This window comes from Shimia sp. W99, assembly GCF_053851455.3.
In genome coordinates this window covers 668,003-693,771 of the sequence record NZ_JBSQBU020000001.1, presented here as the reverse complement: position 1 = coordinate 693,771, position 25,769 = coordinate 668,003, and the positions used below count along the sequence as shown (strand labels likewise).

Genomic DNA, 25,769 nt, shown 5'->3' with positions numbered 1-25,769 from the left:
CACGAACGCGCGGCATTTTTCACCTGATGGTTGCGCAACACCGTGCCTGGACATTAAAGTACTGATAAATCAAACGGATACGCACCATGCCCCCCGCCAACACCATGACCGCCCGCGAGGTGATCGACCACCTTGATCTTTCACCGCACCCCGAAGGCGGCCATTACCGCCAGACGTGGATCGCCGCCTCCCCCCGCGACGTGCGCCCATCGGGCACGGCGATCTACTTTCTTCTGGCCGAAGGCGAGGTTTCCCATTGGCACAGGGTCGATGCGACCGAGATCTGGCATTTCCATGCAGGGGCGCCCCTGGTGCTTTCCATGGCCGAGACCGAAACTGGTCCGGCGCTAGACCATCTCCTCGGGCCCGACCTCGCTGCGGGCCAGTCCCCGCAGTTGATCGTGCCCCCCCACCTCTGGCAAGCCGCACGCAGCACAGGCGCCTGGACACTTGTCGGATGCACCGTCTCCCCCGGTTTCCGCTTCGATGGATTCGAACTGGCCGCACCGGGGTTTGATATCCCGCGCTAGGCGGTCTCCGGCCGGCTCACTGTCCCGCCGCCAACCAGCGCCCGCACCCCCGTCGTGGAGGGACAAGAGGTCGCCAGCCCACGCGCCACGCGCACCGCTAAAAAGGCAAAGGCCTGCGCCTCGAGCATATCCCCGTCCAACCCGACCTCTTCGACCGGGGCCACCGGGCAATCCAACGACACCGCCAACATTTCCATAAGCACGGGGTTGTGCCGCCCGCCCCCCGTCACAAGGACCTGCTCAGGCGGCACCGGACAATGCTCCATCCCCTGCGCCACGGCGGCGGCACACATCGCCGTCATGGTCGCCGCCGCATCTTCGTCCGACAACTCGCTGACCAGTTCGATCATTTCCGAAAAATCGTTCCTGTCCAGAGACTTGGGCGGCATTCTTGCGAAATACCCCTCGGCCAGAAACAACTCCAGCGCCCCGGTCGCCACCTTTCCACGCGCGGCGATCTTTCCGCCCTCGTCAAAGGCAAGCCCCCGTCGCTGCCGCAACAGATCGTTGAGTGGCGCATTTGCCGGCCCGGTGTCAAAGGCCAGCAACGCGCCCTCGTCCTCCGGCCTGGCTTTGCCCGGATCTACCCAGGTGATATTCCCCACGCCCCCGAGGTTCAGAAACGCTACCGGCTTGACCGCGCCAATCCACTTGGCACAGGCAAAGTGAAAGAACGGCGCAAGCGGCGCACCCTCTCCGCCCATCTCAACATCCGCCGACCGGAAATCCCAGACCACCGGCACCCCCAGCGCCTCGGCCAGCGCCTGCCCGTCTCCCACCTGCAACGTGCCCCGTCCGCGTGGCTCATGCGCCAGCGTCTGTCCGTGAAACCCCACGATTGCGACGTCCTCGAACCCGGCCAGCGCCTCAACATGGGCCGTATCAACCACCGCCGTCGCCGCCTCCACCTCGGGGCCCGCCCATTTGCCAAGCGCGGCCATCAACACCGCCTGTTCTTCCCTTGAATAGGCCCTGTACCCATGCGCCCCGAACGCGTGGATCACCGCGCCGTCGGTCTCTACGACCGCCGCGTCCACCCCGTCCAACGATGTGCCCGACATGGCCCCCAAAGCACGCACAACCGCCTCTGTTCCCCTGGCCTTCAACATGGCCTTTTCCTTCTGCTCTTCCGCCCCTATACACAGGCCCGCAAATCATACGGGACCGACACCATGACCTACCAGCCCAAATCGGATTTCCTCACCGTGATGCTCGAGCGCGGCTTCGTCGCGGATTGCACGGATTACGAGGCATTTGACACCGCCCTGACCAAGGGCGTGGTGCCGGGCTACATCGGCTTTGACGCGACCGCCAAGTCGCTGCATGTCGGCTCGCTGATCCAGATCATGATGCTGCGCTGGCTGCAAAAAACCGGCCACAAACCGATCACCCTCATGGGCGGTGGCACCACCAAGGTGGGCGACCCGTCTTTCCGCGCCGACGAACGCCCGCTTCTGACCGACGAACAGATCGACGCGAACATCGCCGGCATCAAGCAGGTCTTCGCCAAATACCTCACCTATGGGGACGGCGACACCGACGCGCTGATGCTCAACAACGCGGAATGGCTCGACGATCTCAACTACCTCACCTTTCTGCGCGACATCGGCCGCCACTTCTCGGTCAACCGCATGCTCTCGTTCGAATCGGTGAAATCCCGCCTCGACCGCGAACAGTCGCTCTCGTTCCTCGAATTCAACTACATGATCCTGCAGGCCTATGACTTCCTCGAACTGAACCGCCGCTATGGCTGCATGGTGCAGTTCGGCGGCTCGGATCAATGGGGCAATATCGTCAACGGCATCGACCTCACCCGCCGCGTCGATGACAATCAGGTCTTTGGCCTGACATCGCCCCTGCTGACCACCTCGGACGGCAAGAAGATGGGCAAATCTGCGGACGGCGCCGTCTGGCTCAACGCCGACATGCGCGCGCCTTATGAATTCTGGCAGTTCTGGCGCAACACCACCGACGCCGATGTCGGTCGCTTCCTCAAGCTCTACACCGAGATGCCGCTCGACGAATGTGACCGCCTCGGCGCGCTTGCAGGCTCGGAAATCAACGCCGCCAAGATCATCCTCGCCAACGAGGTCACAACGCTCTGCCACGGGGCCGACGCCGCCACCGCCGCCGAAGCCACCGCGCGCGAGGTCTTCGAAAAAGGCGGCGTGGGTGATGATCTGCCCACCCTGACACTCTCCGCCGACGACCTGCCTGCCTCGATCGTGCAGATCATCGTAAAATCCGGCCTCGCCAAGTCCGGCAAGGAAGCCAAGCGCCTTATCGCCGAAAACGGCGCCAGGATCGACGACGCCCCGCTCACCGATGCCGGGCTGATGATCGACGCCGCCGCACTCAGCAGCCCGATCAAGCTCAGCGCAGGCAAGAAACGCCACGCGCTGGTGCAACTCGGTTGATCGGCGGGGCCGCCCCTCACCGGCAAGGCGGCCCACCCCTCCTTCATTTTGCAGGAAATACTCCGGGGGAGTCGCGAGCTTGCTCGCGACGGGGGCAGCGCCCCCATGCCCGCCCCCTGACTGCGACGCCGCGAAACACTGGACAGAACACGCCTCCCCGGCTATTTGAACACATGTTCATTTCATGATGTCCGAGGAGAGCCCCATGAAACTTGCCACCACCTGCGCCGTGATCACCGGCGGCGCCTCAGGTCTGGGCGCGGCCACCGCCCGTCATTTTGCTGAAAACGGCGCCAAGGTTGCCCTGTTCGATCTCAACGAAGAGGCCGGCACCGCCTTGGCTGCCGAACTCGGCGGCACCTTCCACAAGGTCGACGTCACCAACGAAGACAGCGTCGCCAGCGCCATCGCCGCCGCCAAAGAGGCCATGGGCAGCATCACCGCGACCGTGAACTGTGCCGGCATCGCGCCCGCGGCCACCACTATCGGCAAGAACGGCCCTCACCCGCTTCACACCTTCCAGCAGACCATCGACATCAACCTCGTCGGCTCCTTCAACGTCGCCCGTCTTGCCGCCGAGGTCATGGCCCAGAACGACCCCGAGGCCGACGGCGCGCGCGGCGTGATCATCAACACCGCCTCGATTGCCGCCATGGACGGTCAGCGCGGTCAGGCCGCCTATGCGGCCTCCAAAGGAGGCATCGTCGGCCTGTCGCTGCCCATGGCGCGTGACCTTGCCCGTTCCGGTATCCGCGTCATGGCGATTGCGCCGGGCATCTTCCTCACCCCGATGCTGCAGGGCCTCCCGCAGGAGATTCAGGACCAGCTCGCTGCCGATGTCACCTGCCCGGCCCGCCTTGGCGATCCCAGCGAATACGCCCGCCTTGCCGGGTTCATCGTCGAAAACGGCTACCTCAACGGCGAGGTCATCCGCATCGACGGCGCTCTGCGCATGCAGTGATCAATAACAAGAATGAACCGGGATGCGCAGCACAACAGCCCGCGCATCCCGGTCCATCGGTAAAAATCCGTTACCGGAACATCTTCCAGCAGTGTTCGTAGCCCTGCTTGAAATACGGTTCGAACCGACGGTCATACATGCCGGCATGGCGCTCATAGGCCATGCTCATGCTCGCTTGGGCGTCGCCGGTCCCTTCATGACACCCATCGTCATAATAGGCCCGCTCGTTTGATCCGGGCGTTGGGGCATTGTCATGGCTCGGCCGCGCGGGCCTTTTCTTGGCGTCCGCTGCGGCATTCTGGTACCCGATATCGTACCCCTCGCGATAACAATCCCCGCGGTGGTTCCATTTCAAACTCACCTTGCGGCCGTGGCTCAACGGGTTGTATTCACGCAGATGCGCCCCATCAGCCCGACCATCCCGCACACCCTTTTCATAGGCATGCTGAAAATCGGCCCCGCAGTTTAGAGCATACGATGCTGATGTTGAGAGCAGAACAACGGCCAACGCCGCGAGCGGGGTAAATAGCCAGTGCTTCATTGATATTCCTCCTATATCGCACGATCGAATAACCGTACCACAGTGAGGCTCTCATCCAAACCCGGCCTGTCACAGAGATCTTGCTGGCCCCGAGCCTGAGCAGGCATGTGGCATTCGACTCGCAACTGCTTGCCCAATCGCGCTGCATGAACCTAACGCTTTTGACTATCCGTTTCCCTTGCCTGCCAGCCTAACTTCCCGCACGCTCCTCCCATGACCTTGCAAAACCGCGTCCAACCCACCGGAGATATCCTCGCGCATCCCGCGCGCGGCGCGTTCATGGGCAATCGCGGCATCCTGCATGACACAAAGGAACTCACCCATCGCCGCTGGCGTCACAAGGCGTGGGTCTGTTGTGTTCTCAACTTCAAGGGCCGCAGGCGCACGCTCATGTCCCCCGGTCGCTACACCGAACTCTTCTTCCATGACGAAGCCGTTGCGCTCTCTGCGGGCCACCGTCCCTGCGGCGAATGTCGCCGCAATGATTACACCTCTTTCCTTGCCGCGGCCGGGCATACTGGCCCCATTGCGGCTTTTGACGCCAAACTGCACGCGGCGCGCGCCATCCCGCGCCGCTACACCCAACGCCGCCACATGGCAGAGGCCGCGGCCCTGCCCGACGGTGCCTTCATCTTACGCAACACTGGCCCGGCACTTATCTGGCAGGACGCGCTTTTGCCTTTCCGCCCAAATGGCTACGGCGCACCGCAACGCCGCCCCAACGGACAGGTCACGGTTCTCACACCCGAACCGACGCTAGACGCCTTGCGCGCCGGGTACACACCGGATGTCATAGCCTCACCCTAGCGATCATGGGTTATCAAATGGTTACGTACGATGGGGTAACACTTGCCCGAAACTGCCCCAAAAGGGCCGCGTACCGATGCAATACCGACGTGATACCGACGTAGTACCGACGCGCAAATCCAGCAAAACAAGGGCGTTAACCTTTGAGTCGCCTATCCGGCCTACCCTTCGGCCTTTTCTTCGAGCATGAGCCATTCTTCCTCGGCGGCCGCCAGGGCCTTCTGGCGCTCGACCAGCGCCTCGGTCGCCTTCTGAAACTTGACCGGCTCCTTGGTGAACAATTCCGGGTCGGCCATGAACTCTTCCAGCTTGGCGATTTCCGCCCCCAGCCGGTCAATCAGCCCGGGCAGCTCTTCCAGGCGGTGTTTCTCGGTAAAGCTCAGCCCTTCTTTCGGCGCCTTCTCCTGCTTGACCTTTTCCGCCTTGGGCTTTGTTTTCGCAACGGTTTTCACCGGTGCGTCATCTGTGCGCTGGCGGCGGTAATCCGTCCAGCCCCCGGCATAGACCACGGCCCGTCCGTCGCCTTCCATCGCAACCGTGGTCGTTGCAACCCGGTCAAGAAAGTCCCGGTCGTGGCTCACCAGCAGAACCGTGCCGTCATAGTCGTCCAGCAACTCCTGCAACAGGTCGAGCGTCTCCACATCAAGGTCGTTGGTCGGTTCATCCATCACCAACAGATTGCTTTCCCGCGCCATCAGCTTGGCCAACAGCAATCGCGCCTTTTCACCGCCAGACAGCGAGCGGACCGGCGCCCTTGCCTGACGTTCGTCGAACAAAAATTCTTTAAGATAACCAACAACATGCTTGGGATTCCCGCGCACCATCACCTGGTCCGCCTTGCCCGAAACCCGCATCTCAGGATCGCCCGTCAGACTATCCCAAAGGCTCATCTCCGGGTCGAGCTTGCTGCGCGCCTGATCGAACACCGCGGGCAACAGGTTGGTGCCCAAGGTCACGGTCCCCGCATCCGGTTCCACTTCTCCCATCAGCATCTTGATCAGGGTCGTTTTGCCCACCCCATTGGGCCCGACAAAGGCCACCCGATCGCCGCGCTGCACCGTGATCGAGAAATTGCGCACGATGTCCTTGCCATCATAAGCCTTTGACAAGCTCTTGGCATCAATCACTTTTTTCCCGGATTTCGGCCCCGCGCTCAACTCCAGCGCCGCAGCACCCTGCCGCTTGATCTGCGCCGCGCGTTCTGCCCGCAGATCCTGCAGCGCCCGCACCCGACCCATGTTGCGCTTGCGCCGCGCACTGATGCCTTCCACGGCCCACCGCGCCTCGGCCTTGATCTTTCGATTAAGCTTGTGGCGGGCCACGTCCTCGTCTTCCCAGATCTTGTCCCTCCAGGCTTCGAACCCCGCGAACCCCTTTTCCTGACGGCGCACCATTCCCCTGTCAATCCAGAGGGTTGCGCGTGTAAGTTCACGCAGGAATGCCCGGTCGTGGCTGATCAAGACAAAGGCCGCCCGTGTCGCCTTCAGCTCTTCTTCCAGCCAGCCGATTGCCTCAATATCCAGATGGTTGGTCGGTTCGTCCAAGAGCATCAGGTCCGGTGCCTCGGCCATCAACCGCGCCAGCGCCGCGCGGCGGCGTTCCCCCCCCGACGCCGTCGACACCGCGCGATCAGGATCGAATTTCAGCCCTTCGCCCGCGCGTTCCACCTTGTACATCTCGCCCGGATCAAGCCCAGCTGACGCGAACTCGCCCAATGTGGAAAACCCTGCCATGTCAGGGTCTTGCTCCATGTATCCGACGCTGATGCCCGGCGGCACCACGATGTCGCCCCGGTCCGGCTCCACCAGTCCGGCCATGACTTTCATCAGGGTCGACTTGCCGGACCCGTTCCGTCCTACAAGCGCCACCCGGTCACCGGGTTGCACCACAAGGTTCAGGTCATCAAACACCGGATCCCCGCCAAAGGTCAGGGATATGTCGCTCATCTGCAAAAGGGGTATACGTGCCATGGCCCCCGGCTAAACCGCCGCGTCGGTCCGGTCAACTGCCTTTCATCGGCCCGGATTGCTCAACCGGCAATCGCCCGTAGCAACCGCTTGCGCTCCGGGGGAATCGCCCGGATTTCCAGCCCGGTAAACACATGCAGCGTGTTCATTTGCGGATCGACCACCGCATGGTCGCTGACCCAGCCCCCCATCATCAGATAGGTCCTCAGCAAGGGCGGCATCCTCATATGCGCGCGCTTGGGGTCAGGTTTGCGCCGGAGCCGCGCCGCGAAACGGAACACGTTGGGCGCCTTCACCTTGGGCAGCCAGCGGCGCGGCGCGATATGGCGATCGCGCAGCATGGCAAACGCATCTAGGTACTCGCCAGTATCCGTGCCCGCAAATGACGAGCACCCGAACAACATTTCCACATTGTTTTCATCAACATAGGCCGTCATCGCGCCCCAGGCCACACGCAGGATGTCCGCATCCTTGAACGCCGGGTGAATACAGAACCGTCCCATTTCGACCATGGGGCCGTCAAAGGCCCTGAGCGCGCTCAGCTCATAGAACTGCGCCGAATAACTGCGTTCGATTTCGTCCCCCCCATTCAAGGTAAGGAAACGGAAACAACAGACCAACTGCCCCGAGGCACCATCTTCGACAAGGATATGTGTGCAGATGTCGTCAAACGGGTCCACGTCCAATCCATCCACGCCCCCCCCAAAAAAAGCGAGGTGCCGCAGTTGCTGCGCCGCTTCGATATCAGATGTATCGCTTGCCACTCTGGCGCGATACCGCCCCCTGCTCAATGCAACCATACCCGGCCTCGCATCTGTCTCTGACCTCAATATAGTGCCAGACGCGTGACAGAGGAATGACACCGGCGATCAGCCGCCGAAGGTGGTCGGGCTGAAGTTGCCGATATTGCCGAGCAACGCCTTGATAACACTGGTTTCGGTCAACCCGTTATCCGTGATCCGCCGCACCAGTGGAACAACTTTTCCATCCTGCAACGAATAATGCTGCACGTTGCGGGCAATTCCCCGACTGTCAAAGTTGATGGCAACAACCTGGCGTTCGATGACCTCGGGTTTCATGGCACCAAAATGCCTTACCTTCGAGCGGACATAGTAATAGCCACTATCGTCCAGCACACCTCCGGCCGACGGGGTGCCAAGGGACTCGGCAACCGTGTCGCGCGTATCCACGCCCAGCGTGACCGCAGCGAGGTCTTCCGAAGACGGGATATAGCCATGGTTCCGGTACTGCGTAGTACAGGACACCGCCACCAACAGGGCCGCCCCGAAGACGATTGATTTCAGCGCTTTGCCGCGACGTGCCATGCCTGCCCTCTTGCGTTGGCCTTTTCTGCCTTCTATCCCGCTTACAGAAGGAATGCCCTCGGTTCAAGAATGGAAGCTGCCTCACATGCCCGGGAAATCAGACATCTCAGCCGTTTTTCGCGTTGCCGATCTGCCTCAGAACCGTGCCACCGCGTTTGAATTGCGCCCCGCCGCCGCGGCGCTAGAGAAGATTGCCGTGGATCTCGGGCTGCTTGGCCTGCGCAAGCTGCTGTTCAAGGGCACCTTGTCCGCCATCGGTTCCGCCGACTGGGTCCTGCAGGCACATCTTGGGGCGACGGTGATCCAACCCTGCGTGCTGACCCTTGATCCGGTCACGACCCGACTCGAAGTCGATGTTGAACGGCACTTTCTCGCCGACATGCCCGACCTTGGTGACGAGGAAGAGGTGGAAATGCTCGAGGACGAGAATGCCGAGCCGCTTGGCACAACGATCGACGTTTCGTCGATCATGGCCGAGTCGCTTGCTCTCAACCTGCCGCTTTATCCGCGCAGCGAAGGGGCCGCGCTTGACGAAACGGTCTTTACAGAACCCGGCAAACAGGCCATGACCGACGAAGATGCACGCCCATTTGCCGGGCTTGCCGCGCTACGGGACAAACTGTCCGACGAGGGTGGCAAATAGGGGCTTGCGTTGCGCGAATTTCACAGTATTTTCGCGCGCTCATTGGAATTTAGAGTTGGACTCGGGCGCGCAGGTCGCGTAGAGGCTCGGGACGCTCAGGAAATCGGGTGCAATGCGCTGTCATTCACCCCAGTAAATCGAAGGTTGCGACAATGGCTGTCCAGCAGAACAAAGTATCGAAATCGCGCCGCAACAACCGCCGTGCACACGACGCCCTGGTTGCAGCGAACCCCAACGAATGCCCCAACTGCGGCGAACTCAAGCGTCCGCACCACGTGTGCGCGTCCTGCGGCCACTATGACGACCGTGAAGTCGTTGCAATGGTCGATGACGTCGATCTGGACGAAGACGCGGCATAACCTTTCGGGATCTGCGCCCTCATGGCCGGTTTGACTCAGACAGCAAACGCGGAAGACGGGCGCACCATCGTCTCAGTTGACGCCATGGGTGGCGATCGCGGGCCGGCAGCAGTTGTTGCCGGCATTTCGCTGTCTGCCAAGAAGAACCCCGATATCGGGTTTATTCTGCATGGTGATAAACCCCAGCTGGAAAAACTGGTCGCCCGCAAGAAGCCTCTTGCTGGCCGTGTCGAGATTCGCCACGCCGAAGATGTCGTGTCGATGGAAGACAAACCCAGCCAGGTGATGCGCCACGGCAAGAACACCTCGATGTGGTCGGCAGTGGATTCGGTGCGCAATGGCGAAGCGGATGTCTGCGTCTCCTGCGGCAATACCGGTGCCCTGATGATGCTCTCCGTGGTCCGCCTGCGCAAACTGCCCGGCGTGAACCGCCCAGCAATCGCCGTGCTCTGGCCGTCCGCGAATCCTCAGGGGTTCAACATCATGCTTGATGCCGGTGCCGATATCCGCGCTGACGAACATGACCTGCTGCAATACGCGCTCATGGGTGCGTCCTATGCCCGCAACGGTATGGAGCTTCAACGCCCCCGCGTGGGTCTGCTGAACGTGGGCACCGAAGAGCACAAGGGCCGCCCTGAACTCAGGGAAGCTCACGAGTTGATTGCCCAAAACGCGGAGAGCGCGAATTTCGAGTTCGTGGGATTCGTCGAAGGCCGTGACCTGCCCGGCGATGTGGCCGACGTGATTGTCACCGACGGGTTCACCGGCAACGTGGCGCTCAAGACCGGTGAGGGCACCGCCAGCTTGATCGGGCGCCTCCTGCGCGAGGCGTTCAAGTATTCGCCCTTGTCGCGTCTCGCTGCCCTGCTCGCCTATACCTCGCTCAATCGCCTGAACAAGCGTATCGACCCGCGCCGGGTCAATGGCGGCGTGTTTCTTGGCCTGAACGGTACCGTGGTCAAATCACACGGCAGCTCTGACGCCACTGGCGTTTCCGCAGCCGTCAAGCTCGCTTTCAAACTTGGTCAGTCAGGCTTTTCGCAAAAGCTTGCAGCGCGGGTTGCATCCGCTGTCTCACTGCCCCAAGATACGCTGCAAAGCAGCGAAACAAATAACTAGCAAGGCATTGATATGACGACACGCGCCGTGGTGATTGGCGTAGGCCACTACTTGCCGGAACGGGTCGTTCCTAACTCCGAGTTCGAAAAATCGCTGGATACGTCGGATGAATGGATTCGCACGCGCTCGGGAATCGAGCGCCGGCATTTCGCCGCCGAAGACGAAACCACCTCGGATCTGGCCACCTTTGCCGCACGTGCCGCATTGGAAAACGCCGGGCTGACGCCGGATGACATCGACGCGATCGTCGTCGCCACCTCGACACCTGACCTGACCTTTCCCTCGGTCGCCACCATGCTTCAGAGCAAGCTCGGCATGACCCGTGGCTTCGGTTTCGACGTTCAGGCCGTCTGTGCCGGGTTCATCTTTGCCCTGACCAATGCCAATGCCTTGATCGTTTCGGGACAGGCCAAACGCGTGCTTGTCGTCGGCGCCGAAACATTTTCACGTATCATGGACTGGACCGACCGGGCCACCTGTGTGTTGTTTGGCGACGGTGCGGGCGCGCTGGTTCTCGAAGCGCAGGACGGCAGCGGAGAGGTTTCGGACCGAGGCGTGCTGTCCTCCGATCTCAATTCGGACGGGCGCTACCGCGATATGCTCTATGTCGATGGCGGTGTGTCCACCACAGGCGATTCCGGAAAATTGCGTATGCAGGGCAATGCCTTGTTCCGTCAGGCCGTCGAAAAACTGACCTCCACCGCCCACGCGGCCCTGACCAAGATCGGGCTCGATGACGACGCCGTGGACTGGATCGTTCCGCATCAGGCCAACATCCGCATCATCCAGGGGACCGCTCGCAAGATGGGCGTCCCGATGGACCGCGTCATCGTCACGGTTCAGGACCACGGAAACACCTCCGCGGCTTCCATCCCGCTGGCCATGTCGGTCGGTGTGAGCAGTGGGAAAATCAAGAAGGGCGATCTTCTTGTGGCCGAGGCAATCGGTGGCGGTTTGGCCTGGGGCGCGGTCGTTCTGCGCTGGTAGGCTCAAAAATCGCCTCTAACCCATTGGTCTGCATCAAAGATAATCGGCTGATCACAAGCCGTTGTTATTGACTCGGAAATTCCATTCCCCCTATGTTTCTAAAAACGAGGAACAGGGGGGACCGGAATGACCGGCAAGACATTGACACGCATGGATCTCAGCGAAGCGGTTTTTCGTGAGGTTGGACTTTCCCGGAACGACTCTGCACAGCTTGTCGAAAGCGTTCTGGCCCATATGTCCGATGCGCTGGTTGACGGCGAACAGGTAAAAATTTCCTCCTTCGGCACGTTCAGCGTGCGTGACAAGGCCGCCCGTGTTGGCCGCAATCCCAAGACCGGCGAAGAGGTTCCGATCAACCCACGCCGCGTACTGACTTTCCGCCCCTCGCATCTGATGAAGGACCGCGTCGCGGCTGGAAACAAGAAGTAAGACAGGACGGCCGCTATGGGCAAATCCCGCGACGCGTTTCGAACCATCAGCGAAGTCGCTGAATGGCTGGATACCCAAGCTCATGTCCTCAGGTTCTGGGAAAGCAAGTTTCCCCAGGTGAAGCCCGTCAAACGCGCCGGGGGCCGCCGCTATTACCGCCCACAGGACATGTTGTTGCTCGGCGGGATCAAGAAACTGCTGCATGATGACGGCCTGACCATCAAGGGTGCCCAGAAGCTGCTCCGGGAAAAGGGCGTCAAATACGTCTCTGGCCTCTCCCAACCTCTTGAGAGCGAAGAAGAAGTTTCAGAAACGGTCGAGGCCGCTGTCCAGCCCGCGCAACCTGTCCCCGCGCCGGTGAATGTGACGTCAGAAGCCGAGGACTACCTGCCGGAAGATGACGAACCGCCCGAAGAGGAAGAGTATTTGCCTGAGGCCGAAAGCGCCTCCAGCGAAGAGGACGACCTGCCAGAATTGGCGCAAGCCGACGCGACGGCCCTCGCCGATACCGGGGACGACGCCGACGAAGACCCTCAGGAAGAAGACGGTGTGACCGCGCCATTTGCCACCCGCGACACCCCGCCAGCCGGGGGGATCAGCGATCTTTTCACCCACGCGCAGGACACGCTTGAAAGCGGCGCAGCGGATGGCTCGGATGACGATGACATGGCCCCGGCGGAGGATACGATCCCTGCCTTCATCAATCGTGTGACCGATCAGACCGTCGCTGACGACGGACCCGAGGACCCGGCAGATGACAGCCCCTCCGAGACGCTTTCCGCACTCGTGAACGCGGCCGACGACACACCGCCCTCCACTTCAGATCACGCGGAAGATGAGGAACTGGACGAGGCCGACGACGACGCGAAACGCCCGGCCTCGGCGCAGAACGAGTTTTCCCGCGATGCCTTCCTGATCGAACTCTCCAAGGCCGACAGAATCGCCGCCAAGGACCGCCCCCGCGCTGCGGAACTCGTGGCACAGCTCGAAGCCCTTCGCACCCGCGCCGGTGAATCCGAAACCGCGTGAGAAAAGTTGCGTTTTTGACTTGCCCCTGCCCTCAAATTCGCTATGAACAGCCCATCGTCGGGCTATGGCGCAGCCTGGTAGCGCGTCCGTCTGGGGGACGGAAGGTCGCAGGTTCGAGTCCTGCTAGCCCGACCAATCAAAACCGCCCGCTTGCCGCAAGGCACGGGCGTTTTTTGTATCCGGGGGGAAGACGATGACAGGCGTATTGCCCAGCCAAACCATTGAAAACATGCTGGTCTCTGGCGAGATCACCACAACCCACCCGGTTGTCGAGGGACAGGTGCAACCCGCCTCTCTTGATCTGCGCCTTGGGCAGGTCGCCTATCGCGTGCGCGCCTCTTTCCTTGCCGGGAACGATCGCACGGTGGCCGACCGGCTTACAGAATTCGAGATGCACCGCATCGACCTCACCGATGGGGCCGTGCTGGAAAAGGGCTGCGTCTATGTCGTGCCGCTCATGGAAGGTTTGGCGCTCCCCGACACGGTGCAGGCTGTCGCGAACGCCAAAAGCTCAACCGGTCGGCTCGACCTCCTGACCCGCACCATCACCGACGGCGGGACCGAGTTTGACCGCATCCCCCAAGGGTACACTGGCCCGCTTTACGCCGAAATCTGCCCCCGCTCTTTCTCGGTTCTGGTGCGCCCCGGCATGCGGCTCAACCAGATACGTTTCCGCGCCGGACAGAGCATCCTCACGGATGACGACCTGCGCGGCGTCCACGAGCGCACTCCCTTGGTTGATGGCGAGGCCGTGATCGACGATGGCCTGGGCTTTTCAGTCGATCTGAAACCCGCCTCGGGCACGCTGGTCGGCTATCGCGCCAAACCACACACCGGGGTGATTGATCTCGACAATATCGGCCATTACGACCCGGCCGAATACTGGGAAGAACTGCACAGCTCGGACGGCCAGATCATCCTTGATCCCGGCGCGTTCTACATTCTCGTCAGCCGCGAGGCCGTGCATATCCCTCCGGCCTATGCCGCTGAAATGGCACCATTTCTGGCGATGGTTGGTGAATTCCGCGTGCATTACGCAGGCTTTTTCGACCCCGGGTTCGGCCATGACGCCGCTGGTGGCACCGGGTCACGTGGCGTTCTGGAAGTGCGCTGTCACGAAGCGCCCTTCGTGCTCGAACATGGGCAGGTCGTCGGGCGTCTGGTCTATGAACGCATGGCGGATGTCCCGGATCAGCTTTACGGCGCGGGTATTGCTTCGAACTATCAGGGCCAGGGCCTCAAACTGTCCAAGCACTTCAAAACGCCGAAAACCGCCTGACGGCGGCTTGGCAATCCCTCAAAAAGCAAGAGTTCAGAACTTGCTGGCGCGACGCGCCATGCGCATCGCCTGACGTGCGCGCTTGGTGTCCATCTTTGGACCCTGCCCGCCGCCCTGTTTCTTGCGTGGCTGGCCACGCCCGGCGCTGTCCGGAGTCGACATGGCGTTCATGCCAGCGCGAATGCCGCCATTCACGGCCTTACGCACGAACATGCGGGTGATCATGTTGACGAGTTGATTGACGTTCATGACGCCCTCCATTTCTGCTCGTCATCCAAGATAGGGATCAATTGTGCCCAGAATAAGACCACAGCCCCACCAATCAACGGATTGTCCTCAATCCTCGAACAATTCACTTTGCCCTTCAGCCGCCTCTTCGTCGTCCTCATCTGACGGTGTCAATGGCATGGCACCGGGCGGCGGGCGGTTCTCAAGCAGACCAGCCGAGCGCAGTTCCTTTAGCCCCGGCAGATCGCGCGCGCTTTCAAGGCCGAAATGGTCAAGGAACTCGGACGTCACCACAAAGGTCACGGGTCGGCCCGGCGTCATACGCCGCCGTCCAAAGCGAATCCACTCCATCTCAAGAAGCTGATCCACTGTCCCCCGGCTTACCGATACACCCCGAATCTCTTCGATTTCAGCGCGTGTGACTGGTTGGTGATAGGCTATGATTGCCAGTGTCTCGATCGCCGCCCGCGACAGCTTGCGGGTCTCGACCATCTCTTTCTGCATCAGGAACCCAAGGTCCGGCGCCGTGCGCATCGCCCAGGCATCCCCCACCTTGACCACCCGTACCCCGCGCCCTTCATAGCGCTTGCGCAGATGCACCATGGCCTCTGCGGCATCACACCCATGCGGCATGCGGGCGTTCATTTCCTTGATCGTCACCGGTTCGGCACTGGCAAACAGAATCGCTTCACACATGCGTTCCTGTTCCGCCATCGGCGGCGCTTCAAATAGGCTTTCTTCTTGGGTTTCAATGTCTTCAGACATAACCTTCATCTTTCCTGCGCACTTGAATCGGTGCGAATGTCTCGGCCTGTCGGATCTCAACCTTGCCTTCTTTGGCCAGTTCCAGAGATGCAGCGAAGGTCGCCGCCGTGGCCGAGCGCCGTTTTTTGGGATCGCTCTCCCACCCAACGGGCAGATAGCTCAGGATATCCGTCCATGTCCCGGCAAACCCGATCATGCCCCGCATCCGCTCAAGCGCCTCTTCCATGGTGAAAACCGAATCCCGATCCATGACAAAGGGGCGAAACTCGTCCCGCGTACGAATACGCGCATAGCCCTGCATCAGGTCCAATAGCGAGGCCGAATAGGTCACCTTGCGCACCCGCATCACGTCTTCCGGGATACCCCGCACAAAGAAATCCCGTCCCATGCGATCCCGCGCCATCAGCTTGGCCGCCACATCCCGCATCGCCTGCAGGCGTTCCAGCTGAAAGGCCAGGTGCGCCGCCAATTCCTCGCCCGACGGCCCCTCTTCGGTTGGATCGGGAGGCAGCAAAAGGCGCGATTTCAGAAACGCCAGCCACGCCGCCATGACCAGATAGTCCGCCGCCAGCTCAAGCCGCAGCTGCTTGGCTTTTTCAACGAAAGCAAGATATTGCCGTGCCAGTTGCAGGATCGAAATCTTGCGCAAGTCCACCTTCTGTGTCCGCGACAGCGTCAACAACAGGTCGAGCGGCCCCTCGAACCCATCCACATCCACGATCAGGGCTTCCGCTGCCAATCGCTCGGCAACAGAAATCTGCTGTGTTTCCTCGAAGTCCGCCTCGCTCATACCCCAGCCCGTTCAGAACGCTTTAAGTTCCGCAGTGAGGGCCTCAATGTCAACCTCGTCGGGCGTTTTCCGGGCGGCAAGCACGGCTTCGGCCCGCGCCTGGGCCGCTTCGCCCATCCGCCCGGTGGCCTCTGCCACCTTGATCTTTTCGGACAAGAGGCCATTGCAATGCAAAACCACGTCGCAGCCGGCTGCAATCGCGCGCGCCGATCGCTCTGGAACGGTGCCCGAAAGGGCCTCCATCGAGATGTCGTCGGTCATGATCAACCCGCCAAAGCCGATCCTGTCGCGGATCAGTTGCATCATGACCGGCGACAGTGTCGCGGGGGCCTCTTTGTCGAAAGCTTCAAACACCAAATGTGCCGTCATGCCCATCGGCAGGTCATTCAAGGCACAAAACGGCGCGAAATCCGCTTCCAACTCGGCCTCGGATGCGGCCACAAAGGGAAGATCGAAATGCGTATCCAGCACCGAACGCCCATGCCCCGGTATATGTTTGAGCACGGGCAGAACCCCGCCATCCATCAGCCCGTCCGCCACCGAGCGCCCGATGTGCGCGACCTGCGCCGGATCATCGCCGTAACAACGGTTTTTGAGGAATTCATGGGTCTCTGCACGTGCGACATCCACCATGGGGGCACAATTGGCATCAATACCCAACGCCAGCAGCTCATGCGCGATCAGACGATAGCGCAAATACATGATCCGCGCAGCCTTGTCCCCCGCGGCCTTTACGTGCTCCAACGGCGCAGGCCAGTCAGTCGCCAGCGGCGCGCGTGCGCGTTGAACGCGCCCGCCTTCCTGATCAATCAGGATCGGCGCGTCATGTCCGACGCTCTCGCGCAGGTCTGCACAGAGGCGAATGACCTGATCACGGTCCACGATATTGCGCGCGAACAGGATGAAGCCAAAGGGGCGCACCTCGCGGAAAAAATCCCGTTCATCCGGGCGCAGCTGCGGTTCTTCGCATCCGAAGATGCACGCGCCAAATCCGCTCACCGGGTTGTCACCGGGATACAATCGGCGTTCTCCGCCTTGAGCGCCGAACACAGGCGGCGCGCATCGCTCACGTCGGCAAAGCCCATGGCACGCAGGCGATAGAACACACGCCCACCGCTCGTTGCCTTCTGGATCACGCGTGTTTTGTCGGTCAGGTAATCCTCAAAACGTGCATTCAGCTTATCCCACTCCGCGGCGGCAATCTCGGGGCTGGCAAAGGCGCCAAGCTGCACCATGCGCGTGCCAGCGGGGATTTCCGAGGCTTCAACCGCACGCGGGACGGCATCAATCGCACCTGTATCAGCCGAAGCCAGCTCGACCGGCTTCGTTTTGGTCACGGCCAGATCGGCCGGACGCGGCACCGGGCGCAAAGACCGCTTGATGCCGCCCTCGATCACCGGCTTGCGTGTTTCCACCTCGGGTTCCGACGCCGTCACATCCGCCAGCGCGGTCTTGACCGGGGGCGTCTCTACTTCTTCGGTTTGGCTCAGCGGTTTTGCCCCTGCCGCCAACTGCTCGGCCAGTTCCGCGACCGACAGGCTTTCCTTGTTCTCAAGGGGGGGGGGCGCGACAATCGCTGACGCGCGCGGCGCAGGCTTGGCAGCTTTCAACTCTTCGCTATCCACCGACGGCAGGTTCGACGGCGTGACCACGGCGTCATTTTCAGACAGCGCAATCGGCGGCGGCGCAAGCACAAGCCGATCCGCAGGCTTTTCTGCCGACCCGTCCGCAGCAACCTTGTTCACGGCCAATCCCTGATGTTCCGCGGGGAGCCCCCCCGGCGTTTCGGGTTTTTCCCGCATCGGTCCTTCGAGCGCGCGCACAACGGGCACACCGCTCACGTCCCGCATCAAGAGCTTGTAACCCCAGACACAGGTGCCCGCGACCAGCGCCATGGACAGGATCGCCCCGGCCCAGTTCGCAACCTTGCCAGCGCTATGAGTCTCATCCGGGTTGACGCCATGCGTCCCCAAGGGAATCTCTGCCATTATCGCCTCACTGCCACCGGCGATACGTTGTCGCCGGGGTTGTCTTGCCTTTGCCTCAACCCCGCGCGACGTACAGCTTGTTTACCGCATCTCCTGCGCAGGAGTTACGCCAAGAATACCAAGACCAGCAGAAATAACAACGGCTACAGCCCGCGCGAGGGCGATTTTCGCCTGACTTGTGGCGGCATCACCCTCCTGGACAAAGCGCAAGGCGGGATCGTCGTTGCCCCGGTTCCAAAGCGCATGCAGCTCGCTGGCCAGTTCATAAAGGTAGAAGGCCACGCGATGCGGCTCGTTCGTGCGCCCGGCAATTTCGACAAGACGCGGCCATTCAGCCAGCTTCTTGGCCACGGAAATCTCGGCCTCATGGTCGAGTTTCGACAAATCCGCACCGACCAGCGTAGCATCATCAGCCGCAATCCCGGCCTCTTGTGCCTTGCGCAACACCGAACACACGCGGGCATGGGCGTATTGCACATAGAACACCGGATTGTCCTTGGACTGCTCCAGAACCTTGTCGAAATCGAAATCCAGCGGCGCGTCGTTCTTGCGGGTCAGCATCACGAAACGCGTCACGTCCGGCCCCACCTGATCGACCACGTCGCGCAGCGTCACGAAATTTCCTGCGCGTTTGGACATCTTGAAAGGCTCGCCATTCTTCCACAGCTTCACCAGCTGCGTCAGCTTGATATCCAGCGGCACCTTGCCATCGCTGAGCGCCAACACGGCCGCTTTCATGCGCTTGACATAGCCACCATGGTCGGCGCCAAATACATCAATAAGAGCGTCGAACCCTCTGGAAACCTTATCATAGTGATAAGCGATATCCGGTGCAAAATAGGTCCATGCCCCGTCCGATTTCTTGACCGGACGGTCCACGTCATCACCGTGTTCCGTCGATTTGAACAGGGTCTGTTCGCGCGGTTCCCAATCCTCGGGCTTCTTGCCCTTGGGCGGCTCAAGCACGCCCTCATAGATCAGGCCCTTGTCTTCCAGCGCCTTGAGAGCCGCCTCGATCCGGCCCGTGCCGTAAAGCGACTTTTCCGAGTAGAAATTGTCCATCTCAACGCCAAGCGCCTTAAGGTCCGCACGGATCAGATCCATCATCGCCTCTGTGGCAAATTCGCGGATCTCCTCGAGCCAGACATCCTCGCCCTTGCCGACATAAGCGTCGCCGACTTTCGCCTTGAGCGCATCACCCACCGGGATCAGGTAGTCGCCCGGATAGGTGCCGTCCTCGAACGCGACCTCCTGCCCATGCGCTTCCAGATAGCGCAGGTACACCGAGCGCGCGAGCACATCGACCTGCGCGCCACCGTCGTTGATGTAATATTCGCGGGTCACGTCGAAGCCCACGAAATCGAGCAAACTGGCCAGCGCATCGCCAAATACCGCACCACGGGTGTGGCCCACATGCAGCGGCCCGGTCGGGTTGGCGGACACATATTCCACGTTCACCCGCTTGCCCTGCCCCATGGTCGAGCGTCCGAAATCAATCCCCTCTTCCAGCGCCGCCTTGACCAGCCCCTGCCACAACTCGGGGGCAAGACGCAGGTTGATAAAGCCCGGCCCGGCCACTTCCGCCGAGGTAATGCGCGCATCCCCGGCCAGAATGCTTGCCAGGTTCTGTGCAATATCGCGCGGCTTTGTCTTCGCCGGCTTGGCAAGAACCATCGCCGCATTGGTCGCCATGTCGCCATGTGCGGCATCGCGCGGCGGTTCAACCGCCACGTTGGTGAAATCCAGCTCTGCGGGCAGCGTGCCCTCGGCCTGCATGCGTTCCAGCGCGCCGATCACAAGCGCGCGCATCTCGGTAAAGAGGTTCATTTGGCCCCGTCCTTTTCGATTTGGATCGGGTTTATCACCATGGACGGTCAGGTCAATGAGGCTTGCCCAACAGGCGGTCGTGTTCCTGCAACGCAAAACGGTCCGTCATGCCCGCGATATAGTCGGAAACCTTGCGGGCCACCGCCACTTCATCATTGCAGGCCCGCAAATCGGGGTGCCAGCGTTCCGGCAGCAGCATCGGGTCAGCCATGTACAAGGGAAAAAGCGCGTTCACGACCTCTGTCACCTCGCGCCGCATCTCGACAACAGAAGGCGCCCGGTACATCCGGGTAAACAGAAAGCTGCGGATTTGCTTCAGATCGGACCACAGCGCGGGTGAAAACTGTACCACCGGCGCGCCATATTCGCGGATCTCTTCAACCGATTGCGCCCCGCTCTGCGACAGCAACCGCCGCGATGTGTCGATCACGTCCGATACCATCACCCCGAAGACCCGCCGCAGGGCCTCATGCCGCCGCCGGATATGCTCCAGCCCCGGATAAAGCCGGTCCACCTCTGCATAGGCATCTCCGACGATCGGCAGGTCCACGATTTCCTCTTCGGTGAACAAACCGGCGCGCAACCCGTCATGCAGGTCATGGTTGTTATAGGCCACATCATCAGACAGCGCTGCAACCTGTGCCTCTGCACTGGCATGAGTGTGCAGTTCAAGGTCGTGCTCGGCGTTGTAATCGGCAAGCGCATAGGGCAACTCACCCACCACCGGACCGTTATGTTTTGCAATGCCTTCAAGGGTTTCCCAAGTGAGGTTCAACCCATCAAACTCGGCATAGTGCCGCTCAAGCGAGGTCACGATTCGCACCGCCTGCGCGTTATGATCGAACCCGCCATAAGGCGCCATCAGCGCGTCCAGCGCGTCCTCTCCGGTGTGCCCGAACGGCGTATGCCCAAGATCATGAGCCAAGGCCACGGCCTCGGTCAGTTCCTGGTTGAGCCCCAGCGCCCCGGCCATGGTTCGTGCCACCTGTGCCACCTCTATGGAATGGGTCAGCCGCGTGCGAAAATAATCGCCCTCGTGTTCAACGAACACCTGCGTCTTGTGCTTCAGCCGCCGGAATGCGCCGGCATGAATGATCCGGTCCCGATCCCGCTGAAAACACGATCGGAAACTGCTTTCCTCCTCCGGAAAACGCCGTCCCCTGGCGCGCACCGGATCAGAGGCATAGGGTTCCTGCATGTCTGCTGGTCCTTGTAGCCTGTCCTTGGCCCTTCTATATTGCAGGGTGGCCCCGGTTTGAACCGGGGAAACGCGCGAAACGGCCTCAGGGTGATAAAATGCAACTGCCTCCCAAAGTGACCGAACGGGCCTTTGCCCGTCTGGCTGAAATCGGTGCCGCCTCTCAGGGGCAGGCGCTACGCGTGGCCGTCGAAGGTGGCGGTTGCTCGGGATTCCAGTACGAGATCAAGCTTGATGAACCGAAAGCCGACGATCTGGTGCTCGAACAGGACGGTGAAAAGGTATTGGTGGATTCCGTCTCGCTACCGTTCCTTGCCAACGCGACGATTGATTTCACCGAAGAACTGATTGGCGCCCGGTTCGTGATCAACAACCCGAATGCCACCAGTTCCTGCGGCTGCGGAACAAGTTTTTCCATGTAAATCCAAATATTTATTTGGCAAACTTTATCTTCTGACGAAGCGGCGGCCACAGCGCCATAATCCGCACCGCCCAGGGGTAAGGCTGTCCTTCCGGTTGCATCTGATCGTAGACAAGGAACACTCCCGACCCGATCACGATTGCAACACCGAGATAGATGTTCAGTTCGGGCGTTTCGCCAAAAAACACTGCGCCAAGAACCACCATCCAGACAAATTGCAGGTTCATGAGCGGCGTCACCGTATAGGCCGCCAAAAGCCGGAGCGCGATCACCGACACCCAGCGCGCGCCGAACAGGAACAGCCCATAGGTCAGCACCCACCCGAGGTCCGCCAACGGCATCGGCTTGTAAACAAAGGGCAAAACCACCGCCATCGACGCGGCCAAGGCAAGGTTGGGATAAAACACCTGCGCAAGTGCATTCTTTTCGTGCCGACCGATAAATCGGGCCAAAACAAGCGAAAGCGTGCCACAGACACAGGCAAACAGCGCCACCCAATGCCCTAGCGTGATCGCAGAAAGCCCACCCGGAAACAGGCACAACATGCCAACAAAGCCGGTGGCCAAGGCCAGCCACGACATCGGTCGTACATGTTCACCAAGGATCGGCGCTGAAAACAACCCAGAAAAAATCGGCATCATGCCAATGAAAACAAAGACTTCTGCGAGGGGCAGCAGCCGGAACGCATAGAAAAACGCGACCGACCCGATCACAGTCAACCCGGACCGAAGTGCCATGGCCCTGGGGCAGATCGTCCCCAGTCCCTGCCCCCCGCCGGAGAGTCGCGCCGAGGCAAGACTCAGTGCGACCACCAGAAGGCCCGACACCGCAAAAAGCTGCGGTGCCGAGTAGCCAGAGGCGATCAGCTTGGTAATCGCGTCCGCCGAGGAAATCATCAGCGTGTAAAGCACCACAAGAATAGTGCCGATCACAACCGGTCGACGCGCGGTCATCCTGCGCACTCCACCATCGTGTTGGCGCGGGCAAAGCCTTGGAAAAACTCGTCAAATACATCGCTTGAGCTTTCCGCACAGGCCACGACCACCTGTGCATCCGGGCTGAGGCTCTCGAGCACGACGGGGCGCATCTCGTCCCAGTCGCCAGAACGGTCCTCGTCCAGCCGGTACATGCATTCCGACAACTCGCGCAGCGCGCCGCCAGCGTTGTCCGGGCGGAAGAACCCGTTGCGTTCCGGCAGGAATTCCCGTTGGAACGGTGCTTTTTCCGTCGCCGCCAGCATCCAGTTGCACACGAGAAACTCGTGGTAGTCATCCTGCTGGGCCACATGATCGCCGGTTTCCACGTTAAACAGCGCAGTATGGCGCACCAGCCAGTTCTGCCAAAGCTCCGGCACCGCGATTCCGCCAAAGCGCATCGCCACACAGACCTCTGCCAACAGATCGGCATTCTGTTCCAGCAGAGCCAGAACCCCCGTGAACTCCAGTGATTTCGCCACATCCGCGTTCAATTGCGGATCTTTGCGCCCGTACTCGGAGAGATAGAACACCGCATGGGTCAACTCGTATGCCGCTTTCTTGTTGGGCATCGAGAATGTCGCGGACCGCGCCATGAAGCCCCGCATCCGCGCTTCCAACGTCCCGTCTTCAAAAAGCGGATCAACACCCCTGCGCAACATCAGGCGGCGCGCTTCCATGCGTTGAAGATCGGACAGTTCCGCCTGGGCAAACCCTTGGTCTGAAACCCATTCGCAAAGCTGCGCGCCCTTGTCGCCCGGCATGCCGAGATCTTCGAGATCAAGACAGATCGACAACAGAAAGCGATAATATTGCGGGAAGAACTGCAACCGTTTTTCCACGTTTTCATAAAAGCCCCGGTAGGCGTCCAGTGCGGGCGCATCCACGGCCGCCCCGGTGCATTCAAGAATATTGAGCAACTCCGCATTTTCCTTGAGCCAGAACACATCGTCGCCAAAGCGGCGATGGCGGGCAAAGCTCTGCATGAGCGCGCCGTGGCGCTCAGCAGGGGTTTGCCGCTGGGACGGGACGATCAGTTGCACGACATTGGACATCGGATTGTTCCTTTCTTGACCAAGGGCGCACCGCGCGCCCCGTTCCCATGCGCCAGATCACAGACCCGAGGTGAAAAGCTCGGCTCCTTCGCCGGCTTCGGCCTTGGCACCGGCATTCGGGGCAAGACCACTGGTGAACATCTGGACCAAGCCGCTGGTAAACATTTCCACCGCGTCACCGTCTTCGGCCGAAGTGCCGCTGGCCGACAGGCCGCTGGTGAACATTTCGACACCTTCGCCTTTGGTCACATCTGCCGATGCGGTCGGGGCAAGGCCGCTGGTGAACATCTGCACCAAACCGCTGGTAAACATTTCCACAGCGTCGCCGTCTTCGGCCGAAGTGCCGCTGGCCGACAGACCGCTGGTGAACATTTCGACACCTTCGCCTTTGGTCACATCTGCCGATGCATTCGGGGCAAGACCACTGGTGAACATCTGGACCAAGCCGCTGGTAAACATTTCCACCGCGTCACCATCTTCGGCAGAGGTGCCGCTGGCCGACAGACCGCTGGTGAACATTTCAAGGCCCTCGCCGCGGCTGGCATCCGCCGACGCGCTCGGAGCAAGGCCGCTGGTGAACATCTGGGCCAAGCCGCTGGTAAACATTTCCACCGCGTCGCCATCTTCGGCAGAGGTGCCGCTGGCCGACAGACCGCTGGTGAACATTTCAAGGCCCTCGCCGCGGCTGGCATCCGCCGACGCGCTCGGAGCAAGGCCGCTGGTGAACATCTGCACGAGGCCGCTGGTGAAAAGCGCGGTCGCGCCGCCATCCATCACATCGCCGGCCATTTCTGGCGAAAGACCCGACGTGAACATCTCGGTCGCCACGCCATCAAGTGGGCTGGCTTCGGTGCTGCGGGGCGAACGCTGTGCAAAGGTTTCGTTAACGATTTGAGTGGATTTTTGAGCGAGCATTTTTGAATTCCCAGTTGAGGTTTCGACCCCTTCACGCTTGCACTCATTCCGTGTTTTTCAAACTATTTTTTCTCGCTAATCGTGTTAAGCAGCGTCATATTTACATTAACTTTTGATCGCAACATTTTGTATTTAATTGAAGAAAGCACACAAAGTGCCGGGTCTATTTTTCGCCAGATTTGCGCCACATTCTCGCCGCATTTGCCGTAGTGTCCATCCAGTCCTGCACGGGTCTCGCTAAGAATCACCCCCCGAATCCGCAACGATCCGATCCAGCGCACAGGTGATTCCGGTCGGGGTTTCGGGACCCGATTCCCTCCCGCTTCCCCCCTTGCCGTCCCGTCTCATCCGGGGGATAGTCGCCCCAGACGGCGCGCAAAGGGGACACGTCATGAAGATCGCCACCTTCAACATCAACGGCATCAAGGCCCGCATCGACACCCTGCCGCGCTGGCTGGACGAGGCACAACCCGATGTCGCGCTGCTGCAAGAGATCAAATCCGTGGACGAAAACTTCCCGCGCGAGATTTTCGAAGAGCGTGGCTACAACGTCGAAACCCACGGGCAGAAAAGCTTCAACGGGGTTGCGATCCTGTCAAAATATCCGCTCGAGGATGTCACGCGCGGACTGCCCGGAGATAACGACGACGAACAGGCGCGCTATATCGAGGCCACGGTCGTGGGTGACAGGGCCGTCCGCCTCTGCGGTCTCTACCTGCCCAACGGCAACCCGACACCGGGGCCGAAATACGACTACAAGCTGGCCTGGATGGAACGGTTGATCGACCGGGCGCGCGAGCTGCTCACATCAGAAGAGCCATTCCTCATGGCGGGTGATTACAACGTCATACCCCAGGATGAAGACGCCAAGCGCCCCGACGCGTGGACCAAGGATGCGCTCGCCCTGCCCCAGAGCCGCGCCGCCTTCCGCCGCCTGCTCAATCTGGGCCTGACCGAAGCGTTCCGCGCTCGCACCCAGGGGCCGGGCCACTATTCTTTCTGGGATTATCAGGCCGGGGCATGGGACAGGAATGACGGTATTCGAATCGACCATTTCCTCCTGAGCCCGCAATGCGCCGACCTGATGCGGGACTGCCAGATCGACGCCAGCGAACGCGGACGGTCGAAACCCTCCGATCACGTTCCGGTCTGGATCGACCTCGCCGCCTGACGCCGATTGACTTGTGGGGCCAACGGCCCCTCAAGGCGCAAACC

General features: G+C 60.9%; 28 protein-coding genes and 1 tRNA gene. 14 read left to right on the top strand and 15 right to left on the bottom strand.

Features of this window, described 5'->3' with window-relative positions; genetic code table 11:
* The first annotated feature begins 86 nt into the window (after window positions 1-86).
* The gene (locus tag ACS3QZ_RS03375) at window positions 87-530 is read left to right on the top strand and encodes a cupin domain-containing protein (RefSeq protein ID WP_456036567.1); all 444 of its coding nucleotides are present in this window, start codon (window positions 87-89) and stop codon (window positions 528-530) included.
* Here the strand turns inward: ACS3QZ_RS03375 and ACS3QZ_RS03370 are convergent.
* On the bottom strand, window positions 527-1,639 hold the full coding sequence (locus tag ACS3QZ_RS03370; protein ID WP_456036566.1) for an anhydro-N-acetylmuramic acid kinase: 1,113 nt from the start codon (window positions 1,637-1,639) through the stop codon (window positions 527-529). The genes ACS3QZ_RS03375 and ACS3QZ_RS03370 overlap by 4 nt on opposite strands.
* 63 nt (window positions 1,640-1,702) lie before the next feature.
* Here ACS3QZ_RS03370 and tyrS point away from each other — a divergent pair, with 63 nt between their 5' ends.
* Both tyrS and ACS3QZ_RS03360 read left to right on the top strand, forming a co-directional pair.
* Window positions 1,703-2,947, top strand: a complete 1,245-nt coding sequence (gene tyrS / locus ACS3QZ_RS03365) for a tyrosine--tRNA ligase (RefSeq protein ID WP_456036565.1) — start codon at window positions 1,703-1,705, stop codon at window positions 2,945-2,947.
* A gap of 205 nt (window positions 2,948-3,152) precedes the next feature.
* Window positions 3,153-3,908, top strand: a complete 756-nt coding sequence (locus tag ACS3QZ_RS03360) for an SDR family NAD(P)-dependent oxidoreductase (RefSeq protein ID WP_456036564.1) — start codon at window positions 3,153-3,155, stop codon at window positions 3,906-3,908.
* 70 nt (window positions 3,909-3,978) lie between these two features.
* Here the strand turns inward: ACS3QZ_RS03360 and ACS3QZ_RS03355 are convergent, their stop codons facing one another.
* Entirely contained in the window at window positions 3,979-4,449 is a 471-nt protein-coding gene (locus tag ACS3QZ_RS03355; RefSeq protein WP_456036563.1) for a hypothetical protein, read from the bottom strand.
* A 213-nt stretch (window positions 4,450-4,662) separates the two neighbouring features.
* Here ACS3QZ_RS03355 and ACS3QZ_RS03350 point away from each other — a divergent pair, with 213 nt between their 5' ends.
* The gene (locus ACS3QZ_RS03350) at window positions 4,663-5,256 is read left to right on the top strand and encodes a hypothetical protein (RefSeq protein ID WP_456036562.1); all 594 of its coding nucleotides are present in this window, start codon (window positions 4,663-4,665) and stop codon (window positions 5,254-5,256) included.
* Window positions 5,257-5,417: 161 nt separating this feature from the next.
* Here ACS3QZ_RS03350 and ACS3QZ_RS03345 read toward each other — a convergent pair whose 3' ends face one another.
* The 3 genes from ACS3QZ_RS03345 to ACS3QZ_RS03335 all read right to left on the bottom strand — a co-directional run bounded on the left by ACS3QZ_RS03345 (window position 5,418) and on the right by ACS3QZ_RS03335 (window position 8,548).
* Window positions 5,418-7,226 carry an ABC-F family ATP-binding cassette domain-containing protein gene (locus ACS3QZ_RS03345; RefSeq protein ID WP_456036561.1) on the bottom strand — a complete coding sequence of 603 codons (1,809 nt, stop codon included), beginning with the start codon at window positions 7,224-7,226 and terminating at the stop codon, window positions 5,418-5,420.
* Window positions 7,227-7,285: 59 nt separating this feature from the next.
* Window positions 7,286-8,023 carry a GNAT family N-acetyltransferase gene (locus tag ACS3QZ_RS03340; protein WP_456036560.1) on the bottom strand — a complete coding sequence of 246 codons (738 nt, stop codon included), beginning with the start codon at window positions 8,021-8,023 and terminating at the stop codon, window positions 7,286-7,288.
* Window positions 8,024-8,092: 69 nt separating this feature from the next.
* Window positions 8,093-8,548: an outer membrane protein assembly factor BamE gene (locus tag ACS3QZ_RS03335; protein WP_456036559.1), complete on the bottom strand. Its 456-nt coding sequence runs from the start codon at window positions 8,546-8,548 to the stop codon at window positions 8,093-8,095.
* 85 nt (window positions 8,549-8,633) lie between these two features.
* Here ACS3QZ_RS03335 and ACS3QZ_RS03330 point away from each other — a divergent pair, with 85 nt between their 5' ends.
* The 8 genes from ACS3QZ_RS03330 (at window position 8,634) to ACS3QZ_RS03295 (ending at window position 14,393) form a co-directional block, all read left to right on the top strand.
* A complete protein-coding gene (locus tag ACS3QZ_RS03330; protein ID WP_456036558.1) occupies window positions 8,634-9,191 on the top strand; it encodes a YceD family protein in 558 nt (185 codons plus the stop codon).
* A gap of 152 nt (window positions 9,192-9,343) precedes the next feature.
* The gene (rpmF, locus tag ACS3QZ_RS03325; protein WP_093094006.1) at window positions 9,344-9,550 is read left to right on the top strand and encodes a 50S ribosomal protein L32; all 207 of its coding nucleotides are present in this window, start codon (window positions 9,344-9,346) and stop codon (window positions 9,548-9,550) included.
* Between the two features lie 21 nt (window positions 9,551-9,571).
* Window positions 9,572-10,669 (top strand): phosphate acyltransferase PlsX, encoded by a 1,098-nt coding sequence (gene plsX / locus ACS3QZ_RS03320; protein ID WP_456036557.1) that lies wholly within the window; start codon window positions 9,572-9,574, stop codon window positions 10,667-10,669.
* Window positions 10,670-10,681: 12 nt separating this feature from the next.
* Window positions 10,682-11,656 (top strand): beta-ketoacyl-ACP synthase III, encoded by a 975-nt coding sequence (locus ACS3QZ_RS03315; protein ID WP_456036556.1) that lies wholly within the window; start codon window positions 10,682-10,684, stop codon window positions 11,654-11,656.
* A 126-nt stretch (window positions 11,657-11,782) separates the two neighbouring features.
* Window positions 11,783-12,085, top strand: coding sequence for an integration host factor subunit alpha (gene ihfA / locus ACS3QZ_RS03310; RefSeq protein ID WP_093094003.1), 303 nt, complete (start codon window positions 11,783-11,785; stop codon window positions 12,083-12,085).
* A 15-nt stretch (window positions 12,086-12,100) separates the two neighbouring features.
* On the top strand, window positions 12,101-13,114 hold the full coding sequence (locus tag ACS3QZ_RS03305) for a MerR family transcriptional regulator (RefSeq protein WP_456036555.1): 1,014 nt from the start codon (window positions 12,101-12,103) through the stop codon (window positions 13,112-13,114).
* A 58-nt stretch (window positions 13,115-13,172) separates the two neighbouring features.
* Window positions 13,173-13,249 (top strand) — tRNA-Pro (locus ACS3QZ_RS03300).
* A gap of 58 nt (window positions 13,250-13,307) precedes the next feature.
* Entirely contained in the window at window positions 13,308-14,393 is a 1,086-nt protein-coding gene (locus ACS3QZ_RS03295; RefSeq protein WP_456036554.1) for a 2'-deoxycytidine 5'-triphosphate deaminase, read from the top strand.
* Window positions 14,394-14,426: 33 nt separating this feature from the next.
* On the opposite strand, the gene ACS3QZ_RS03290 is transcribed toward ACS3QZ_RS03295, so the two are convergent.
* The 7 genes from ACS3QZ_RS03290 to ACS3QZ_RS03260 all read right to left on the bottom strand — a co-directional run bounded on the left by ACS3QZ_RS03290 (window position 14,427) and on the right by ACS3QZ_RS03260 (window position 21,189).
* Window positions 14,427-14,642 carry a hypothetical protein gene (locus ACS3QZ_RS03290; protein WP_131814368.1) on the bottom strand — a complete coding sequence of 72 codons (216 nt, stop codon included), beginning with the start codon at window positions 14,640-14,642 and terminating at the stop codon, window positions 14,427-14,429.
* Between the two features lie 87 nt (window positions 14,643-14,729).
* The gene (scpB, locus tag ACS3QZ_RS03285; RefSeq protein WP_456036553.1) at window positions 14,730-15,386 is read right to left on the bottom strand and encodes an SMC-Scp complex subunit ScpB; all 657 of its coding nucleotides are present in this window, start codon (window positions 15,384-15,386) and stop codon (window positions 14,730-14,732) included.
* On the bottom strand, window positions 15,379-16,176 hold the full coding sequence (locus tag ACS3QZ_RS03280) for a segregation and condensation protein A (protein ID WP_456036552.1): 798 nt from the start codon (window positions 16,174-16,176) through the stop codon (window positions 15,379-15,381). The genes scpB and ACS3QZ_RS03280 overlap by 8 nt, the downstream gene beginning before the upstream one ends.
* Window positions 16,177-16,188: 12 nt before the next feature.
* Window positions 16,189-17,175 carry a glycoside hydrolase family 3 N-terminal domain-containing protein gene (locus tag ACS3QZ_RS03275; protein ID WP_456036551.1) on the bottom strand — a complete coding sequence of 329 codons (987 nt, stop codon included), beginning with the start codon at window positions 17,173-17,175 and terminating at the stop codon, window positions 16,189-16,191.
* The gene (locus ACS3QZ_RS03270) at window positions 17,172-18,164 is read right to left on the bottom strand and encodes an SPOR domain-containing protein (protein ID WP_456036550.1); all 993 of its coding nucleotides are present in this window, start codon (window positions 18,162-18,164) and stop codon (window positions 17,172-17,174) included. The genes ACS3QZ_RS03275 and ACS3QZ_RS03270 overlap by 4 nt, the downstream gene beginning before the upstream one ends.
* A gap of 81 nt (window positions 18,165-18,245) precedes the next feature.
* Window positions 18,246-19,991 carry an arginine--tRNA ligase gene (argS, locus tag ACS3QZ_RS03265; protein ID WP_456036549.1) on the bottom strand — a complete coding sequence of 582 codons (1,746 nt, stop codon included), beginning with the start codon at window positions 19,989-19,991 and terminating at the stop codon, window positions 18,246-18,248.
* A 52-nt stretch (window positions 19,992-20,043) separates the two neighbouring features.
* Window positions 20,044-21,189 (bottom strand): deoxyguanosinetriphosphate triphosphohydrolase, encoded by a 1,146-nt coding sequence (locus ACS3QZ_RS03260; RefSeq protein ID WP_456036548.1) that lies wholly within the window; start codon window positions 21,187-21,189, stop codon window positions 20,044-20,046.
* Window positions 21,190-21,287: 98 nt separating this feature from the next.
* Between ACS3QZ_RS03260 and ACS3QZ_RS03255 the strand changes: the two genes are divergently transcribed.
* The gene (locus ACS3QZ_RS03255) at window positions 21,288-21,611 is read left to right on the top strand and encodes a HesB/IscA family protein (protein WP_456036547.1); all 324 of its coding nucleotides are present in this window, start codon (window positions 21,288-21,290) and stop codon (window positions 21,609-21,611) included.
* 10 nt (window positions 21,612-21,621) lie between these two features.
* On the opposite strand, the gene ACS3QZ_RS03250 is transcribed toward ACS3QZ_RS03255, so the two are convergent.
* The 3 genes from ACS3QZ_RS03250 to ACS3QZ_RS03240 are packed head-to-tail and all read right to left on the bottom strand — an operon-like array spanning window position 21,622 to window position 24,554.
* Complete coding sequence (locus ACS3QZ_RS03250) at window positions 21,622-22,563, bottom strand: DMT family transporter (RefSeq protein ID WP_456036546.1); 942 nt, start codon at window positions 22,561-22,563, stop codon at window positions 21,622-21,624.
* A complete protein-coding gene (locus ACS3QZ_RS03245; RefSeq protein WP_456036545.1) occupies window positions 22,560-23,639 on the bottom strand; it encodes a DUF6902 family protein in 1,080 nt (359 codons plus the stop codon). Before ACS3QZ_RS03245 ends, ACS3QZ_RS03250 begins: the two co-directional genes overlap by 4 nt.
* 57 nt (window positions 23,640-23,696) lie before the next feature.
* Window positions 23,697-24,554 carry a hypothetical protein gene (locus tag ACS3QZ_RS03240; RefSeq protein ID WP_456036544.1) on the bottom strand — a complete coding sequence of 286 codons (858 nt, stop codon included), beginning with the start codon at window positions 24,552-24,554 and terminating at the stop codon, window positions 23,697-23,699.
* 391 nt (window positions 24,555-24,945) lie between these two features.
* Between ACS3QZ_RS03240 and xth the strand changes: the two genes are divergently transcribed.
* Entirely contained in the window at window positions 24,946-25,725 is a 780-nt protein-coding gene (gene xth / locus ACS3QZ_RS03235; RefSeq protein WP_456036543.1) for an exodeoxyribonuclease III, read from the top strand.
* Window positions 25,726-25,769: the final 44 nt, after the last annotated feature.